The following is a 16214-nucleotide window of genomic DNA, read 5'->3' on the forward strand; positions in this document are numbered from 1 at the left end:
GCAAGGAGTCCAGTCAAGGAAAGGAGGGAACGAATTGGAAAAAATAGTCAAACAAATAGCAGCTGACTTCTCGATTGTTTTTAGGAACGAGAAACTTTTGCATGAAGCATTTACCCATTCATCTTATGTGAATGAGCATCGTCATCTGGCATTGCAGGACAATGAGCGATTGGAATTTTTGGGCGACGCGGTCTTGGAAGTCATCATCTCCGATTATTTGTTTCATACTTATGATACGTGGCATGAAGGCAAAATGACCCGTCTGCGAGCTCAGATCGTCTGCGAACCAAGCTTATCCGCTTTCGCGAAGGACTGTCATTTCGACTCTTACATCCGTCTGGGTAAAGGGGAAGAGAATATGGGCGGAAGGCAACGTCCGGCTTTGCTGTGTGATGTATTCGAAGCGTTCATCGGGGCCGTTTACCTTGACCAAGGAATCGAAGCCGCCAGAAAATTCATTAACCAAGTCATGATCACGAAGTTAAACGAGGATGCTTTTTCACATGTGATGGATTATAAGACCAGCCTCCAGGAAGAATTGCAAAAAAATGGGGACGTGGACATCCAATATATCCTTCTGAACGAAGACGGGCCTGCGCATGCAAAACAGTTTGATGTGGAAGTGCGCGCATTCGGAAAAGTGATGGGTCAAGGGCAAGGCCCAAGCAAAAAAGCTGCTGAACAGAAAGCGGCACAAAACGCTTTGGAATCTCTAAAAAAATGAAAAGCAAGTTTCACCGGAAAGGATGTTATCTTTGCATCTTGAAAGAATAGAAATGTCGGGTTTCAAATCATTCGCCGACAAAACCGTAATCGAATTTGATGAAGGTGTGACAGCGGTAGTAGGGCCGAACGGAAGCGGCAAAAGCAACCTTTCGGAAGCTGTCCGCTGGGTATTGGGGGAACAATCCGCAAAAAATCTGCGCGGGAAAAAAATGGATGATATCGTATTTGCAGGCTCGCAGACCCGCAAGCCTGTCAATATTGCCGAAGTTACCCTCATCCTGAACAACGAGGACGGATTCCTGCCGCTGGAATTCAGCGAAGTGAGCATCACCAGGAGATACAACCGCAATGGCGACAGTGACTGTTTCATCAACAAAAAGCCATGCCGATTGAAAGACATAACGGAATTATTGATGGATTCGGGCATCGGAAAAGATTCTTTTTCCATGATTTCGCAAGGGAAAGTGGAACAAATTTTTCAAAATAAACCCGAGGACAGAAGGATCATACTTGAAGAGGCTGCCGGGGTAGCCAGATACAAGAACCGCAAAACGAGCGCTGAACGCAAGCTGTCCCAAACGGAAGAACATCTGAACCGGATTGAGGATATCCTGCATGAAATCAACAGCCAACTCGCTCCACTGGAAATTCAACGGAAAACGGCATTGGCTTACAAGGATAAAAAAGCGTTACTGAGCGAAATCGAAATTGCTTTGACCGCTTCCGAAATTGAACGGCTGAACGCGCAGTGGCAAACGAGCAAACGCGAACTGGCCGAGTATGACCGGAAAATCAGCACGGAAGAACGTTCCCTTGCGAGCACCCAGGCGGCTTTGCAGGAACTGAAGCAAAAGCTGGATGTGTGCGACGAGCAGTTGGAAGCCCTGCAGACCGGCTACGTCACTGTCATCCAGAAATTGGAACAGCTGGAAGGCCAAAAGCAAATTTTCCAGCAACGGGCGATGTACTCGTCAAAGAACCAAGAAGAGCAAGCCCAGATCATCGCTGAGAAAGAGGCGCTCATCAAGACGGAAAAAACCAACCTGACGGCATTGCGGACTGAACTTGCGGCGAAAGTGGAAGCCAGGAAGGAACTTTCGGAAAAAAGAGCGAGCCTTTCCGAAAAAGAAGCGCAACTGACGCAAAATAAGGCGGAGCTTGTCCAACAACTCCGGAACGATTATATCAACAGGCTGCAGGAACAATCCAGCAATCGGAACACAACCGTCCATCTTGAAAAAGAAATGACACTCGCAATGGAACAGGAGCAGCGTTTCCTTTCGAAAGGTGACGACCTCAGGAAGAGTCTGCGCCAACTGAAAGCGAAGCAGCAATCGTTGAATGAGGAATACGTCCAGTTTGTTGAAGAACATGCCAATATGGAATCGGAACTGCAGGATTGCAAACAAAATAATTTCCAACTAGTCTCAAAGCTTCAAAAACTGAACGCAGAGCTGGATAGCGTAACCAGGAATCTGCAGCAGGCGGAAGCGCGGCGTGAGAGCCAACAGGAGCTGGACGACAGCTATGCCAGCTATTATCAAGGTGTAAAGGAAATGTTGAGGCGAAGGGAAAGCGTTCCGGGTATCCGCGGTCCAGTCGCTGAATTGATCCAAGTTCCCGAAAAATACACTTTAGCCATAGAAATCGCTCTGGGTGCCACGATGCAACATATCGTGGTAGCCGATGAACGCACTGCTTCCCAATGCATCGGCATTCTGAAAGCCCAACACTTGGGACGCGCCACTTTTCTTCCGTTGACAGTCATCCAAGGCAAATCTTTGCCCGCGGCTATGCGGACGACATTGGCAAACAGTGCCGGATATATCGGCATCGCGAATGAACTGATCGGTCATGAGGAAATGTACAGCGCGATCGTCAGCAATTTGTTGGGGACGACAATCGTAGCATCAAATATCCAGGACGGCTTGCAGATTTCCAAGAAATTGCAGAGCCGCTATCGGATCGTAACCCTCGAAGGGGATGTCATTCATGCCGGCGGATCGATGACGGGTGGCGCAACGAGGCGTCAACAAGAGGCGTCTTTATTGGCCCGTAAAAACAATCTGAACAAGCTGACCGACTATGTGCAACAGTTATCGGTCCAATACAATCAGCTGAAAAGGGAACAGGAGAAATGGTCGCTGCAGCAACAAAGTCTGCAGGAAGAACTGGACGACAAACGCCAAAAAGCGACCATCAAGCAGTTCGAACTGCAGCAAAGGGAAGCTTCCCTGCAGCAAGTGACAGCCGAAATCGCGACGAAAGAAAAAGAATCGGCTGCACATGAATACGAAAAGCGCATGTTGTATGAAGAGAAAGAGGACAGGCAAACGCAGTTGGCCCAAGCCCAACGAAATCTGCTGATCCTCAACAGTGAAATCGATCAGCTTCAAAAGGATATAGCGGAATCCAGCCTGAATGAAGAGGAGCGCTTGAAACTGCTGCAGGACGTTCAGTTTAACCGTCAACAAGCAGACCAAGAGCTTGCGGTCCTGCAGGAGCAGGAAAAACAATTGCGGCGTGATGTGAAACTGTCGACTGAGCGCATCCAAACGGAGCAGGAAGCCATCAGCTCATTGAAGGGCAAGCAAGATCAAGTAGCCAAGTTGGCCGATACGGAGACGCTGACCATCCAAGAAATCACAGCGCAGCTGAAGTCCGCCAGTGCAGAAAAAGAGAGATTCGATGCAGATTTAAGGCAATTGCGGGAGCAAAAGAAGCAAACTGAACAAAACCGGGCCGTTCGGGAAACCGAGCAGAACGAAAAAAATAAAAATATCCAGAAATTATGGAGTGAGCACGCCAAGCTGGAAACAAATGCCGGGCGCTATGAAATCGCCATCGACCATCACCTTGCGCATTTGAGCGAGGAGTACGGGCTCAGCTTTGAAGCGGCAAAACAGGACCATCAGTTGACCCAAGAGCCCGAAGCGGCGGCACGCCAAGTGAAACAGCTGAAAAAGGACATCGAGGAGTTGGGGCCGATCAATATGGGTGCGATCGAGGAATATGACCGTATTTCCGAAAGATTCACTTTCCTTTCGGAACAGCAGACGGATCTGCTGTCCGCCCGAGGGAACCTTTTGAACACGATGAACGAAATGGACGATGAAGTCCGCTTGCGTTTCAAAGAGACTTTCATCCAGATCAAAAAGCAATTCGAAAAAACCTTCCCGAAATTATTCGGCGGCGGCAAAGCGACGCTGGAGCTGACAGATCCGAATGATCTGCTGGAGACCGGCATTGAAATTGTCGCGCAGCCGCCAGGCAAAAAGCTCCAACAGCTCAGCCTGCTCTCCGGAGGTGAAAAAGCTTTCACTGCGATTGCGCTCCTGTTTGCCATCATCGAGGTCAAACCGGTGCCGTTCTGCATTTTGGATGAGGTGGAGGCTGCCTTGGATGAAGCGAATGTATCCCGCTTCGGAAAATACTTGGCGGCATCAACCGAATTGACCCAGTTCATCGTGATCACCCACCGCAAGGGCACGATGGAAGAAGCGGATGCATTGTACGGTGTGACCATGCAGGATTCCGGGGTTTCCCGCCTGGCATCGGTCAAATTTGAAGATTACGAAGACATAGGTTAAGGAGATGGGTATAAATGATTAAATTGATAGCACTCGACTTGGATGGCACATTGCTGAATCCTGACAAAAAAATCAGCGATGCGAACAAGCAGGCAATCCACCGCGCCAGGGAAGCCGGTGTAAAGATTGTCCTTTGTACGGGACGCCCGCTCATGGGCATCAAGGCTTACGTGGATGAACTGGACCTGCTTCAAGCAGAAGATTACTCCATCACCTATAACGGCGGCCTGGTCCAAAAAAATAAAACATCGGAAATCATTTCCCAAAAAGTACTGAATTACGGACAGGTCGTGGAACTGTATGATCTGAGCAAAGAACTGAATATCCCGATGAACATGCTGGATCTGGAATTCGTATACGAACCGGAATACCCGGAAGGCAGGGAGTCCTTGTACAAGAGCCTGCAGAGCTCGAGCTTGCCGTTCGTTGAGAAGAAAATCGAAGACTTTCAGGAACAGCATGCGTTCAACAAAGTAGTTTTTTGCATCGCACCTGCTGTATTGGATGAAGCGATCGCGAAGATACCGGCGGACTTCTACAGCAAGTATTCGATGATGAAATCTCGCCCGCTTCTGTTTGAAGTCATGCATCCTGAAGTCGACAAAGGCAACGGCATCGCAGCTTTATGCGATCATCTGGGAATCACTGCCGATGAGGTCATGGCTTGCGGAGATGAAGAGAACGATTTGGCGATGCTGGATTTTGCGGGCGTAAGCGTCGCGATGGGCAACGCCCCAGATAAAATCAAAGAACGGGCGAGCTTCGTCACGAAGACAAACGGGGAAGATGGCGTCGCACACGCAATCGAAACGTTCGTCTTTGCGTAAATTCAGACTGGCATAAGAGAGGAAGTGTTCAAATGGGATTATTCGATCGAATAAAGCGCGCATTTACAGGTGAAGATGTCGTTCAGACACCGGTAACCGAAGAAAATAAGATTGTCATCGACAAATTCGACAAAGGCATGGAGAAGACGCGCAAAAGCTTTTCAGAGAAGATGAATGAACTATTCGCCGGCTTCAGGGAAGTGGATGAAGAGTTTTTTGACGACTTGGAGGAAACGCTGATTTCCGCAGACGTTGGTTTTGACATGACGTTGGCACTTTCGGATGTGCTGCGTGATGAAGTCAAAATGAAGAACGTGCGCACAGGAGAACAAGTGAAAAATGTGATCATCGAAAAAATGGTCGAAATCTATGAAAAAGGCCAGACAGAGTTGCCCACCATCAAAATAAATGAGAATAGGCCGACCGTCATCCTGTTTGTGGGAGTAAATGGGGTGGGGAAAACGACCACCATCGGTAAATATGCTTACCAGTTGAAGAACCAAGGGAATAAAGTCTTGTTGGCGGCCGGAGATACTTTCCGAGCCGGCGCAATCGAACAGCTGGAAGTTTGGGGCGAACGAGTAGGCGTTCCGGTCGTGACGAGCGACGCAAAAAGCGATCCGGCTTCCGTCGTATACGATGCCTTGAAGCAAGCCAAAGAAGAAAATTATGACTATCTGCTGATCGATACAGCGGGAAGACTCCAGAACAAAGTGAACCTGATGAAGGAATTGGAGAAAATCAATCGGATCATCGCAAGGGAAATCCCTGGCGGCGCAACCGAAACGTTGCTGGTGTTGGATGCTACGACCGGACAGAACGCTTTGATACAAGCGAAGCAATTCAAGGAGACGACTGATGTCACCGGCCTGATCCTGACGAAATTGGATGGCACTGCGAAAGGCGGCGTCATTTTAGCGATCCGCCAGGAATTGGACATACCCGTCAAATTCGTCGGTTTGGGCGAAGGCCTGGATGATCTGCAGGTCTTCGATCCGGAACAGTACATCTATGGATTGGTAAAGGACCTGCTTGAGAAAAAATAAGCTAGCGGTTTGTCCCGTCCGATGAAGCACGTTTTATAGCAAAAGGCGACAGTAGCATGGTCAGGCCGGCAATCCCGATACGATTGCCGGCCTGGCTTTACTTTTTGTTGCGGCAACACTGCTTCAGTGCAATTTATGGTTGACTAAGCTTGGCAAAATCGGTAATCTAATGAAGTGTAAAGATTTTTTCTTGACAATCCGTACGAGAAGGAAGGTATTCTGATGGAACTGGAAAAAACCAATAATATGAATACTCTTTATGAATTCTATAATGTCCTGTTGACGAACAAACAGAAAGGCTATCTTTCTTTGTATTATGGCGATGACTATTCGTTAGGCGAAATCGCTGAAGAATTCGAGGTCAGCCGGCAGGCAGTGTACGACAACATCAAGCGCACCGAAAAGATTCTGATGGATTATGAACAGAAGTTGAAACTGGCGCAAAACTATAGCCTCCGGAATAAAAAGTTGGACGAATTGGCGAATTACGCCGAAGAAAGATATCCCGACGACAAATCATTGCAGAGGCTGATCGCCAATCTGGAAGAACTTGATGACAGAGACGAATAAACAGTAAGGAAGTGGCAAATATGGCATTTGAAGGGTTATCCGAGCGTCTCCAAGGCGCGATGACCAAAATCGGCAAAAAAGGCAAGATTACGGAAGCCGATCTGAAGGAAATGATGCGTGAAGTACGTCTGGCTTTGCTGGAAGCTGACGTGAATTTTAAAGTAGTAAAAGAATTCGTCAAAAAAGTGAACGAACGGGCGTTGGGTTCTGATGTGCTCGAGTCACTTTCACCGACACAGCAAGTCATCAAAATCGTCAACGAAGAGCTGACGGAATTGATGGGCGGGCAGCAGGAACCATTCCAATTTTCTGCCAAGCCACCGACCGTCGTAATGATGGTCGGCCTGCAGGGGGCTGGTAAGACCACCACTGCCGGAAAGCTTGCCAATTACATGAAGAAAAAAGAGAACAAGCGCCCGATGCTGGTCGCAGCCGACGTTTACCGTCCGGCAGCAATCAACCAATTGCAGACTTTGGGCAAACAATTGGATTTCCCGGTCTACGCATTGGGGACGGAAGCAAATCCGGTCGATATAGCGAAGCAGGCCATTGAACAAGCCAAACTCGATGGACGCGATCTGGTCATCATCGATACGGCGGGACGACTGCACGTGGATGAAGTATTGATGACAGAGTTGAAGAACATCAAAGCTGCAGTAAATCCTACCGAGATCCTGTTTACGGTGGATGCGATGACCGGTCAGGATGCCGTCAACGTAGCGCAATCCTTCAATGAACAGCTCGGCATAACCGGTGTCATCCTGACCAAATTGGACGGGGACACTCGCGGTGGGGCTGCGCTGTCGATCCGTTCCGTAACCGGAAAGCCGATCAAATTTACGGGTCAAGGCGAAAAACTGGAAGACTTTGAACCGTTCTACCCTGAACGCATGTCTTCCAGAATCCTGGGCATGGGCGATCTGATGACGTTGATCGAACGCGCACAACAAGATTTCGATGAGACGAAAGCGGCGGAAATGGCCGCAAAAATCCGCGAAAATACCTTCAATTTCAATGACTTTATCGAGCAGATGGATCAGGTCACCAACATGGGGCCGCTTGAGGACCTCCTGAAGATGATTCCGGGCATGAGCAATGTTCCGGGGTTGGATCAAATGAAGATCGATCCTAAAGATGTGGCCCACATGAAGGCAATCGTGCTTTCGATGACGCCCGCTGAACGCGAAAACCCTGAGCTTCTGTCACAGAGCAGACGCAGACGGATTTCGAAAGGTTCCGCAAGATCGTTGGCGGAAGTCAATCGTTTGATCAAGCAGTTCAACGAATCCAGGGATATGATGAACAAGATGTCCAAAGGCAATTTTGCAGGGATGGAAGGCCTACTTGGACAAGGTCCGAAAGGCAAAATGGGTAAGCTTGCCATGCAGCAAATGGCAAGACGGATCACCAAAAAGAAGAAAAAGAAAAAATAATAGGTAGTGTAAAGAAAAAATACTTTACAACTAAAATGAAAACTGGTAATATATAAAAATGTGAGATATAGATATATGGAGGTGTTATATAAATGGCAGTTAAAATTCGTTTAAAACGTATGGGTTCTAAAAGAAACCCGTTTTACCGCGTCGTTGTAGCTGATTCACGTTCTCCACGTGATGGACGTTTCATCGAAAAAGTAGGTACATACAATCCAGTTGTTGAACCAGCTGAAGTTAAATTTGACGAAGAGTTGGTTTTGAAATGGTTAGCTGAGGGTGCACAACCTTCTGATACAGTTCGTAACTTACTTTCTCAACAAGGTATTATGAAAAAATTCCACGACTCTAAGTTAGCTAAATAAAAGGGTGGTTTAAATGCCTGAAATTTCAGATTTAATCCTGACAATTGTCAAACCTTTGATCGTCCATGATGATAAGATGTCCATCGAAATCAAAGAGACAAGTGAGTTCATGGAATATCACTTGCATCTTGATGCCGAAGATGTCGGCCGTGTGATCGGGAAACAGGGACGTGTCGCCAGAGCGATCCGTACAATTGTATACAGTGTCAGAACCAAAGGCACAAAACGTGTCCGCCTTGTGATTGAAGGGGCCGAATAATCCGCTTTAATTGCGGGTCCGGTCTTTTCCCCTCGGTGGATGCCTAACTTAATAGCGAATAGATAGAAGCGGATGATGATACAATTGTAGCACTTATCCCTTCTATTTTATTATGTACAGAAATTTTGGCAGGACGATTTATGTAAGGAGAGGTGAAAAATGGAAAAATTTTATGATGTCGGAAAAGTTGTAAATACCCAAGGGCTGAAGGGGGAAGTGCGTGTCATTTCCAGCACTGACTTTGCGGATGAACGCTACAAAAAAGGAGCTACGCTCTACTTGTTCCGCGATAACAGTGAGCCGATCACTCTGAAGGTAGCCAGCCACCGTGTGCACAAGAATTTCAATATGCTGACATTCGAAGGCTATAACCGGATCGAAGAGGTCGAGCCGTTCAAAGGGGGAACCCTGAAAGTTTCGGAATCGCAGTTGGAGGACCTTTCGGATCATGAGTTCTATTATCATGAAATCATCGGCTTGTCCGTTGTCAGTGATGCCGGCGAAAAATTGGGGACCATCAAAGAAATTTTGCCGCTTGGGGCAAACGATGTTTGGGTTGTATCCAGACCAGGCCAAAAAGATTTGTTGGTTCCCTATATCGCTTCTGTAGTTGAGAAGGTATCCTTGGAAGAACAACAGGTGACGATCCACCTTCTAGAAGGAATGATGGACTGATGAAGATAGATGTATTGACGTTGTTTCCGGCGATGTTCGAAGGCCCTATGTCCGAATCGATCATCGGAAAAGCGATCGAGAGCGGTCGCGTTTCGATCACTTGCACGAACTTCCGCGATTATTCCGAAAACAAACACAATTCCGTCGATGATTATCCTTTCGGAGGCGGGGCAGGCATGTTGTTGCGCGCGCAGCCGATTGTGGACGCGCTGACGGACATCGAGGTCCATTCGCCCGAAACAAAAAAAAGGATCGTTCTTTTGGATCCGTCCGGAAAAACCTTCAATCAGGAACTGGCGGAGGAATTCGCCGAGGAAGAGCACCTTGTCTTCATTTGCGGCCATTACGAGGGCTTTGATGAGCGAATCAAGCAACATGTGACGGATGAAATCTCGATCGGGGATTATGTTTTGACGGGCGGAGAACTGGGCGCGATGGTCATGATCGATGCTACAGTCCGTCTGTTGCCGGCAGTGTTGGGTAATGAACAGTCGAACAAGACCGATTCTTTCTCAACCGGCTTGCTCGAGCATCCCCAATATACGAGACCGCGCGATTTCCGGGGGGATGTCGTCCCTGAAGTGCTTTTCAGCGGCAACCACCAGAAAATAGCCGATTGGCAAGAAAAGGAATCTTTGCGCAAAACCTGGCTGAGGCGTCCGGAAATGTTGGAAAAGATCACCTTGTCGAAAAAACAGCAAGCGTGGTTGGCTGAGATATTTCTGGAAGAAAAGGCCGACAATTAAGCACAATATTGCGTCTTAAAATTCAAACAATGTAAACGAAAAATACTTTACACGTCAAAATTATTGTGGTAGAATTCTACAGGTGAGCAGAGAGACTGCTCGATAAAACGATATTCCGCTGTGCAGAATGATTGTGTATGAATGTCGGTTGGAAGGAGAAAAAAACATGAGTCAATTACCATTGATTGAAGCAATTACACAAGGACAATTACGTAGTGATATCCCTGCATTCCGTCCTGGAGACACTGTTCGCGTCCACGCTCGCGTAGTCGAAGGAACAAGAGAACGTATCCAATTATTCGAAGGCGTAGTAATCAAACGTCGCGGATTCGGAATCAGCGAAACATATACAGTACGTAAAATTTCCAACGGTATCGGTGTGGAACGTACATTCCCATTGCACACACCTCGTGTAGCTCAAATCGAAGTTGTTCGCTTCGGTAAAGTGCGTCGTGCAAAACTTTACTACTTGCGCGCATTACACGGAAAAGCTGCTCGTATCAGAGAAAGACGTCGTTAATATTCCGCATGTCATATGGAAAGGTCTGGACTTCGGTTCCGGACCTTTTTTGTATACCGTGATAAGCGTATTTCTTAGGGAAAATGTGCTATACTTGAAACACCATATATATGAAAAGAGTGATAGTTTTGACGATATTAGCAGCGCTTGATCAAAAATTCCAAGAAAAAGGCATGCCACTGAAAAGCCATCCCATCCAAAATGGTCAGTTTTTGTATCAAGGGAAATTCAATCTTGATAAAGAACATTCATTGCCGTTCGGTGTAGTCATCGCTAAAGATGAGGCTGAAAGTGACTTTCAGATCAGCTACAGGAAATTGGCTTACCTGAATAATTATGCTGATAAAGTTAGCCTGTTGGAATTGATCAATGAATTGAACCAAACCAAGACTTTTTATTATACACTGTGCCTGGCAGGTGATGGGGAGATTTTCCTTCGACTTTTGGGCCGCTCGACAACTGATGTCAAACCACTATATGAAATGCTCGTGATCGGATCGAATATCGCAAAGGTCATGACAGTAGAATTAAAAAGCAAATTTCCGTCACTTGGAAGCGAATAAGTAAGCATTCGGATGTCAGGCGGAAACCGCAGGAGGAACTATGAAACAAAAATTAATCGCTTTGGACTTGGATGGAACCACACTCAACAATCAGTCGTTGTTGAGTGATCGGACCAAAAATGTGCTGGCAACGTTGCAAAAAGATAATCATCTGGTTATGATTGCAACTGGCCGTCCATACAGAAACAGCAAAGAATTTTATGAGACGCTCAAGATGACTACTCCGTTGGTGAACTTCAACGGTGCGTTATGCCATAATCCAACCGACAGCAACTGGAGCAATTACTACCACAAGACACTTGACAAAGATTTTGCAATGGATCTGATCGAACAGCGTGAAGATATGGGGATCGATTTTATCTGCGTAGAAGGCAAGGAGACGCTTTTCGCATCCACCGCAACGTTGCCTTCAAACGAATATTTCCCGAAAAATTTGCTGGCGACTCAGATCACTTCAAAAGATACGCTGTCGGAAAACCCTACATCCATGAATATATTTTCCGAGGAACGGAATTTGCATGCCATCCGTGACCGGATTTTGGCGCGTTATGGAAATTCCATCGAAATCCGGACGTGGGGCGGCACGATGCCCTGCCTTGAGATCGTATCCGCAGGCGTCCAAAAAGCGCTTGGCGTGGAAGTGGTCGCGAATAACTACGGAATCAAGCGGGAAGATATTCTTGCTTTCGGTGACGAGGATAACGATATGGAAATGATCCGTTTTGCCGGACATGGTGTCGTCATGCAGAATGGCATCGCGGCATTAAAGCATATTGCAGACGATGTAACGACGCATACGAATCATGAGGACGGCTTGGCAATCTATTTGGAAAAATATTTTTGCCTATAGCCGCCGATCAGCGCTGAAAAAGAGGGATAAACTTGATTTCAATCGAAAGAAAAATCATAAATAATATACCGATTCTGGAAATCGTTGAAGAAGATAAGAAAAACGAGACGATTCCGCTCGCATTCTTTTATCATGGCATCACCAACCAAAAGGAGAGAGGCTTGGAGCCGGGTTATGCATTAGCCAGCAACGGCATGCGGGTTGTCATCCCTGATGCCTATCGTCATGGGGAACGCAAACATGAAGCCTATGCTGGTGAACCGGCGGCTGAGTTCTGGTCGGTAGTCCTGCAAAACATCAAGGAACTTCCGGCTATAGTAGAGGTTTACGTTGAAGCGGGGTTGGCACAAAAAGACAACGTTTCGGTCACGGGCCTTTCGATGGGAGGCATCACGACCTGCATCGCCTTGACGCAATATCCATGGATCCATTCGGCAGCCTGCCTGATGGGCAGTCCGGATCCGATCGGGTTATCCCATTGGGCATTGAAGTCCCGTTGGGTGGAAGGTCTGCCGCCGATCGATGATGAGAAGGTCAAAATATTGATGGCGCCTTTTGAAAGCCTGAGCCTCAAAGAACATCCGGAGTCGCTCGTGGACACGCCATTTTACATTTGGCACGGCACAGCCGACGAAAGCGTTCCTTACGATCAGATGGCTCAGTTCGTCAGCTCCATCAGCGGGGAAGCTTTTGCGGACAACGTTTGTTTCCGGTCAACGGAAGGCGCAGGCCATCGGGTCCCTTACGCTATTTTTGAGGAAATGGCAGCATTCTTGGGGAACGCATATTAGCATTGAATTTCTATGCACAAACTGTTATTATCTAATTAATCCAGAAAGGTAAGAGGTGTTTGCAATGACTGAAGAGACAACTCCCCAATATTCGCAAGAAGAATTGGAAAGCATAAAAGAACGCGTCTTAGCGGCGCTTGAGCAAGTGATAGATCCGGAATTAGGAATAGATATCGTCAACTTAGGTTTGATTTATGAAGTGGAACTGGAACAGGATGGATTCTGCCTGATCAAAATGACGCTCACCACGATGGGCTGTCCATTGGCTGATGTCATCACCGATGAAATTCATCGTGCTTTGAAAAGCGTTCCTGAAGTAACCGAAACGCAAGTGAAATTGGTATGGTATCCTGCCTGGACAACAGACAGAATGTCCCGATATGCACGTATCGCGCTGGGAATCCGATGATAAGAAGAGCAACAAAGGGAATCCACTTTGCTGCTCTTTTTTTTTAGGGTTATCATTTGACCAATTTTGACCATAGTCGTATACTTGTTATATAGCATGACAGCAATAGATTTTTGAGGAGGTCTCAGCATGGAAATGGAAAAAATGACGACGGCCCTGCAGCAGGCAATCGCAGAAGCGCAACGTATCGCCATGGTGCGCAAGCACCAGACCATCGATGTCGCGCATCTGTGGAAAATATTTTTGCAACCGGACAGTTTTGCGCGTAATTTTTATATCGATTCGGGTGTGGCGATCGATGCGTTTGAATCGGCCGTTGATAAGGAACTGGATAGATCAGTGGTGATTGAAGGCACTTCCGTCCAGTACGGGCAGACATTCAGTCAGAATCTGTACAACCTCTTTGTGGAAGCAGATCGCAAGCGGTCAGAGTTGAAGGATGATTTCATCTCAACGGATACGGTGCTTTTGAGCTTGATGACACTGAAAAACCATCCTTTGGCCAAATTCCTGGAAAAACAAGGCCTGACGGAAAAAATGATCGCCGAAAAAATAAAGGACATGAGAGGGGGAGAGCGCGTGACTTCGCAAAATCAGGAAGATCAATATGAAGCCTTGGAAAAATATGGCATAGATCTCGTGCAGGCGGTAAGGAGCGGGAAACAAGATCCGGTCATCGGCCGGGATGAAGAGATCAGGGATGTTATCCGCATTTTGTCGCGCAAAACCAAAAACAATCCGATCCTGATCGGAGAACCGGGTGTCGGCAAGACTGCTATCGTGGAAGGGTTGGCCCAGCGGATCGTGAAAAAAGACGTGCCGGACAACCTTAAGGATAAAACGATCTTTTCTTTGGATATGGGCTCATTGATTGCGGGAGCTAAGTACCGTGGGGAATTCGAGGAACGCCTGAAAGCGGTATTGAAGGAAGTGAAGAAAAGCGACGGCCGCATCATCCTTTTCATTGATGAGATCCATACGATCGTCGGGGCAGGAAAAACCGAGGGGAGTATGGATGCCGGCAATCTGCTGAAACCTATGCTGGCCAGAGGCGAATTGCACTGCATCGGAGCGACCACTTTGGATGAATACCGTCAAAATCTGGAGAAGGATAAGGCCTTGGAGCGAAGATTCCAAAAGGTGTTGGTGAAAGAACCGACAGTTTCTGATACAATCAGCATCTTGAGGGGGTTGAAGGAACGTTATGAGATCCACCACAGCGTCAACATCCATGACAACGCCCTTGTTGCGGCCGCGACCTTATCCGATCGTTACATCACTGACCGGTTTCTGCCGGATAAAGCGATCGATCTTGTCGATGAGGCTTGCGCGAACATAAAAGTGGAAATGAATTCGATGCCTACCGAGTTGGATCAGGTGAGCCGCAAATTGATGCAACTGGAGATAGAAGAGGCGGCCTTGAAAAAGGAATCCGATGATCAGAGCAAGAAAAGATTGGCGGCTTTGCAAGTCGAGTTGGCTGATCTGCGCGAAGAATCAAATGAGTTGCGCATGAAATGGGGTAATGAAAAAGAAGAAGTCGAAAAGCTGCGTGCCAAACGGGAGGACCTGGAGGACGCGCGCAGACAATTGGAGGATGCCGAGGCCAATTATGATTTGGAACGGGCGGCGGTTTTGCGCCACGGCAGTATCCCTCAGATGGAAAAAGATTTGGCGGCTCTTGAAAAAGAAAATGCAACCCGAAGGAATAAAGCAGGCAATCTAGTCCAGGAATCGGTCACCGAGAACGAAATCGCGACAGTGGTGGGACGGATGACAGGCATCCCTGTGACGAAGCTGGTTGAAGGTGAAAGGGATAAACTCCTGAAATTGGAGGAAACGCTGCACAAGCGTGTCATTGGCCAAGAAGAAGCAGTAGAAAGTGTCACGAATGCTGTTTTGCGTTCGCGTGCTGGCCTCCAATCGCCGAACCGTCCGATCGGGTCCTTCCTTTTCTTGGGACCGACAGGAGTCGGGAAAACGGAGTTGGCCAAAGCCTTGGCTGAAAATTTGTTCGACTCCGATGAACATATGGTTCGGATCGATATGAGCGAATACATGGAAAAATTTTCGGTTTCTCGACTCATCGGGGCACCCCCTGGCTATGTCGGCTACGAAGAGGGCGGCCAATTGACGGAAGCGGTCCGCCGAAGCCCCTATACGATCATTCTATTGGATGAAATCGAAAAGGCGCACCCGGATGTCTTCAATATTTTACTCCAAGTATTGGATGATGGACGTTTGACCGATTCGAAGGGACGTCTGATTGACTTCAAAAACACCGTCCTGATCATGACCAGCAACATCGGGTCGCAGCTCTTGCTGGAAGGCGTCCATCCCGACGGCACCATTCCGGATGCTGTTGCGAATGAGGTCATGAAAGTATTGAAGAGTTCGTTCAAGCCGGAATTTTTGAACAGAATCGATGACACCATTCTGTTTACGCCTTTAAGCAAAGAAGATGTCAAAAAGATCATCGTCAAAATGGTTAAGGAGCTATCCAGCCGATTGGTGGATAAACAGATTCAGCTTTCTGTTTCTGATGAGGTGACGAGTTGGATAGCGGAAAATGCTTACGATCCGATTTATGGCGCGCGGCCGCTCAGAAGATTCATTTCAGCCGAAATCGAAAATCCCTTGGCGCGGGCCATCATAAAAGGGGAAATTCATGAAAATCAGTCTGTGACGGTGACTTTGGTAGGGAATCAGGTCGGATTCCAGACCATCGATTTCGATGAATTTCAACAATAATTTGACATGTCTACAAACAGAGAGGAAGTCCTGAAAGGGATTTCCTTTTGTTATTTCTGTATTTGCGGTAAAATGATAGTATAAATTTTCTTA

General features: G+C 47.3%; 16 protein-coding genes. All 16 read left to right on the top strand.

All coding sequences use genetic code 11. From position 1 onward, the window contains the following. Window positions 1–34 precede the first annotated feature (34 nt). Window positions 35–724: a ribonuclease III gene (gene rnc, locus BM184_RS04875; protein WP_086941646.1), complete on the top strand. Its 690-nt coding sequence runs from the start codon at window positions 35–37 to the stop codon at window positions 722–724. A 52-nt stretch (window positions 725–776) separates the two neighbouring features. Then, window positions 777–4316, top strand: coding sequence for a chromosome segregation protein SMC (smc, locus tag BM184_RS04880; protein ID WP_177208540.1), 3540 nt, complete (start codon window positions 777–779; stop codon window positions 4314–4316). Window positions 4317–4330: 14 nt separating this feature from the next. Then, window positions 4331–5143, top strand: a complete 813-nt coding sequence (gene yidA, locus BM184_RS04885) for a sugar-phosphatase (protein ID WP_086941644.1) — start codon at window positions 4331–4333, stop codon at window positions 5141–5143. 32 nt (window positions 5144–5175) lie between these two features. Next, the gene (gene ftsY / locus BM184_RS04890) at window positions 5176–6189 is read left to right on the top strand and encodes a signal recognition particle-docking protein FtsY (protein ID WP_086941643.1); all 1014 of its coding nucleotides are present in this window, start codon (window positions 5176–5178) and stop codon (window positions 6187–6189) included. A gap of 222 nt (window positions 6190–6411) precedes the next feature. Then, window positions 6412–6759 carry a putative DNA-binding protein gene (locus BM184_RS04895; RefSeq protein ID WP_086941642.1) on the top strand — a complete coding sequence of 116 codons (348 nt, stop codon included), beginning with the start codon at window positions 6412–6414 and terminating at the stop codon, window positions 6757–6759. A gap of 20 nt (window positions 6760–6779) precedes the next feature. Continuing rightward, the gene (gene ffh / locus BM184_RS04900; protein ID WP_086941641.1) at window positions 6780–8192 is read left to right on the top strand and encodes a signal recognition particle protein; all 1413 of its coding nucleotides are present in this window, start codon (window positions 6780–6782) and stop codon (window positions 8190–8192) included. Between the two features lie 92 nt (window positions 8193–8284). Then, complete coding sequence (gene rpsP / locus BM184_RS04905; protein ID WP_068560440.1) at window positions 8285–8557, top strand: 30S ribosomal protein S16; 273 nt, start codon at window positions 8285–8287, stop codon at window positions 8555–8557. 13 nt (window positions 8558–8570) lie between these two features. After that, the gene (locus BM184_RS04910; protein WP_068560443.1) at window positions 8571–8816 is read left to right on the top strand and encodes a KH domain-containing protein; all 246 of its coding nucleotides are present in this window, start codon (window positions 8571–8573) and stop codon (window positions 8814–8816) included. 159 nt (window positions 8817–8975) lie between these two features. Then, window positions 8976–9491 carry a ribosome maturation factor RimM gene (gene rimM / locus BM184_RS04915; protein ID WP_086941640.1) on the top strand — a complete coding sequence of 172 codons (516 nt, stop codon included), beginning with the start codon at window positions 8976–8978 and terminating at the stop codon, window positions 9489–9491. Further along, on the top strand, window positions 9491–10237 hold the full coding sequence (gene trmD / locus BM184_RS04920) for a tRNA (guanosine(37)-N1)-methyltransferase TrmD (RefSeq protein ID WP_086941639.1): 747 nt from the start codon (window positions 9491–9493) through the stop codon (window positions 10235–10237). Before rimM ends, trmD begins: the two co-directional genes overlap by 1 nt. Window positions 10238–10403: 166 nt before the next feature. Continuing rightward, window positions 10404–10757 (top strand): 50S ribosomal protein L19, encoded by a 354-nt coding sequence (gene rplS / locus BM184_RS04925; protein ID WP_086941638.1) that lies wholly within the window; start codon window positions 10404–10406, stop codon window positions 10755–10757. 128 nt (window positions 10758–10885) lie between these two features. Continuing rightward, window positions 10886–11320 carry a hypothetical protein gene (locus BM184_RS04930; RefSeq protein WP_245830513.1) on the top strand — a complete coding sequence of 145 codons (435 nt, stop codon included), beginning with the start codon at window positions 10886–10888 and terminating at the stop codon, window positions 11318–11320. A gap of 40 nt (window positions 11321–11360) precedes the next feature. Further along, window positions 11361–12170, top strand: coding sequence for a Cof-type HAD-IIB family hydrolase (locus BM184_RS04935; protein ID WP_086941636.1), 810 nt, complete (start codon window positions 11361–11363; stop codon window positions 12168–12170). 32 nt (window positions 12171–12202) lie between these two features. Further along, window positions 12203–12961, top strand: coding sequence for a prolyl oligopeptidase family serine peptidase (locus tag BM184_RS04940; protein ID WP_086941635.1), 759 nt, complete (start codon window positions 12203–12205; stop codon window positions 12959–12961). A 64-nt stretch (window positions 12962–13025) separates the two neighbouring features. Continuing rightward, window positions 13026–13370: a metal-sulfur cluster assembly factor gene (locus BM184_RS04945; RefSeq protein ID WP_086941634.1), complete on the top strand. Its 345-nt coding sequence runs from the start codon at window positions 13026–13028 to the stop codon at window positions 13368–13370. 129 nt (window positions 13371–13499) lie between these two features. Next, window positions 13500–16121 (top strand): ATP-dependent chaperone ClpB, encoded by a 2622-nt coding sequence (gene clpB / locus BM184_RS04950; protein WP_086941633.1) that lies wholly within the window; start codon window positions 13500–13502, stop codon window positions 16119–16121. The last annotated feature ends 93 nt before the right edge of the window (window positions 16122–16214 follow it).

The organism is Trichococcus pasteurii (assembly GCF_900112935.1).
Lineage (GTDB): Bacteria > Bacillota > Bacilli > Lactobacillales > Aerococcaceae > Trichococcus > Trichococcus pasteurii.

Bases quoted from the DNA above. Each gene is read 5' to 3' on its own strand.
- rimM (WP_086941640.1), top strand. From the start codon at position 8,976: ATGGAAAAATTTTATGATGTCGGAAAAGTTGTAAATACCCAAGGGCTG.
- BM184_RS04945 (WP_086941634.1), top strand. From the start codon at position 13,026: ATGACTGAAGAGACAACTCCCCAATATTCGCAAGAAGAATTGGAAAGC.
- rplS (WP_086941638.1), top strand. From the start codon at position 10,404: ATGAGTCAATTACCATTGATTGAAGCAATTACACAAGGACAATTACGT.
- trmD (WP_086941639.1), top strand. From the start codon at position 9,491: ATGAAGATAGATGTATTGACGTTGTTTCCGGCGATGTTCGAAGGCCCT.
- BM184_RS04910 (WP_068560443.1), top strand. From the start codon at position 8,571: ATGCCTGAAATTTCAGATTTAATCCTGACAATTGTCAAACCTTTGATC.
- BM184_RS04935 (WP_086941636.1), top strand. From the start codon at position 11,361: ATGAAACAAAAATTAATCGCTTTGGACTTGGATGGAACCACACTCAAC.
- rpsP (WP_068560440.1), top strand. From the start codon at position 8,285: ATGGCAGTTAAAATTCGTTTAAAACGTATGGGTTCTAAAAGAAACCCG.
- ffh (WP_086941641.1), top strand. From the start codon at position 6,780: ATGGCATTTGAAGGGTTATCCGAGCGTCTCCAAGGCGCGATGACCAAA.
- ftsY (WP_086941643.1), top strand. From the start codon at position 5,176: ATGGGATTATTCGATCGAATAAAGCGCGCATTTACAGGTGAAGATGTC.
- smc (WP_177208540.1), top strand. From the start codon at position 777: ATGTCGGGTTTCAAATCATTCGCCGACAAAACCGTAATCGAATTTGAT.
- yidA (WP_086941644.1), top strand. From the start codon at position 4,331: ATGATTAAATTGATAGCACTCGACTTGGATGGCACATTGCTGAATCCT.
- BM184_RS04895 (WP_086941642.1), top strand. From the start codon at position 6,412: ATGGAACTGGAAAAAACCAATAATATGAATACTCTTTATGAATTCTAT.
- clpB (WP_086941633.1), top strand. From the start codon at position 13,500: ATGGAAATGGAAAAAATGACGACGGCCCTGCAGCAGGCAATCGCAGAA.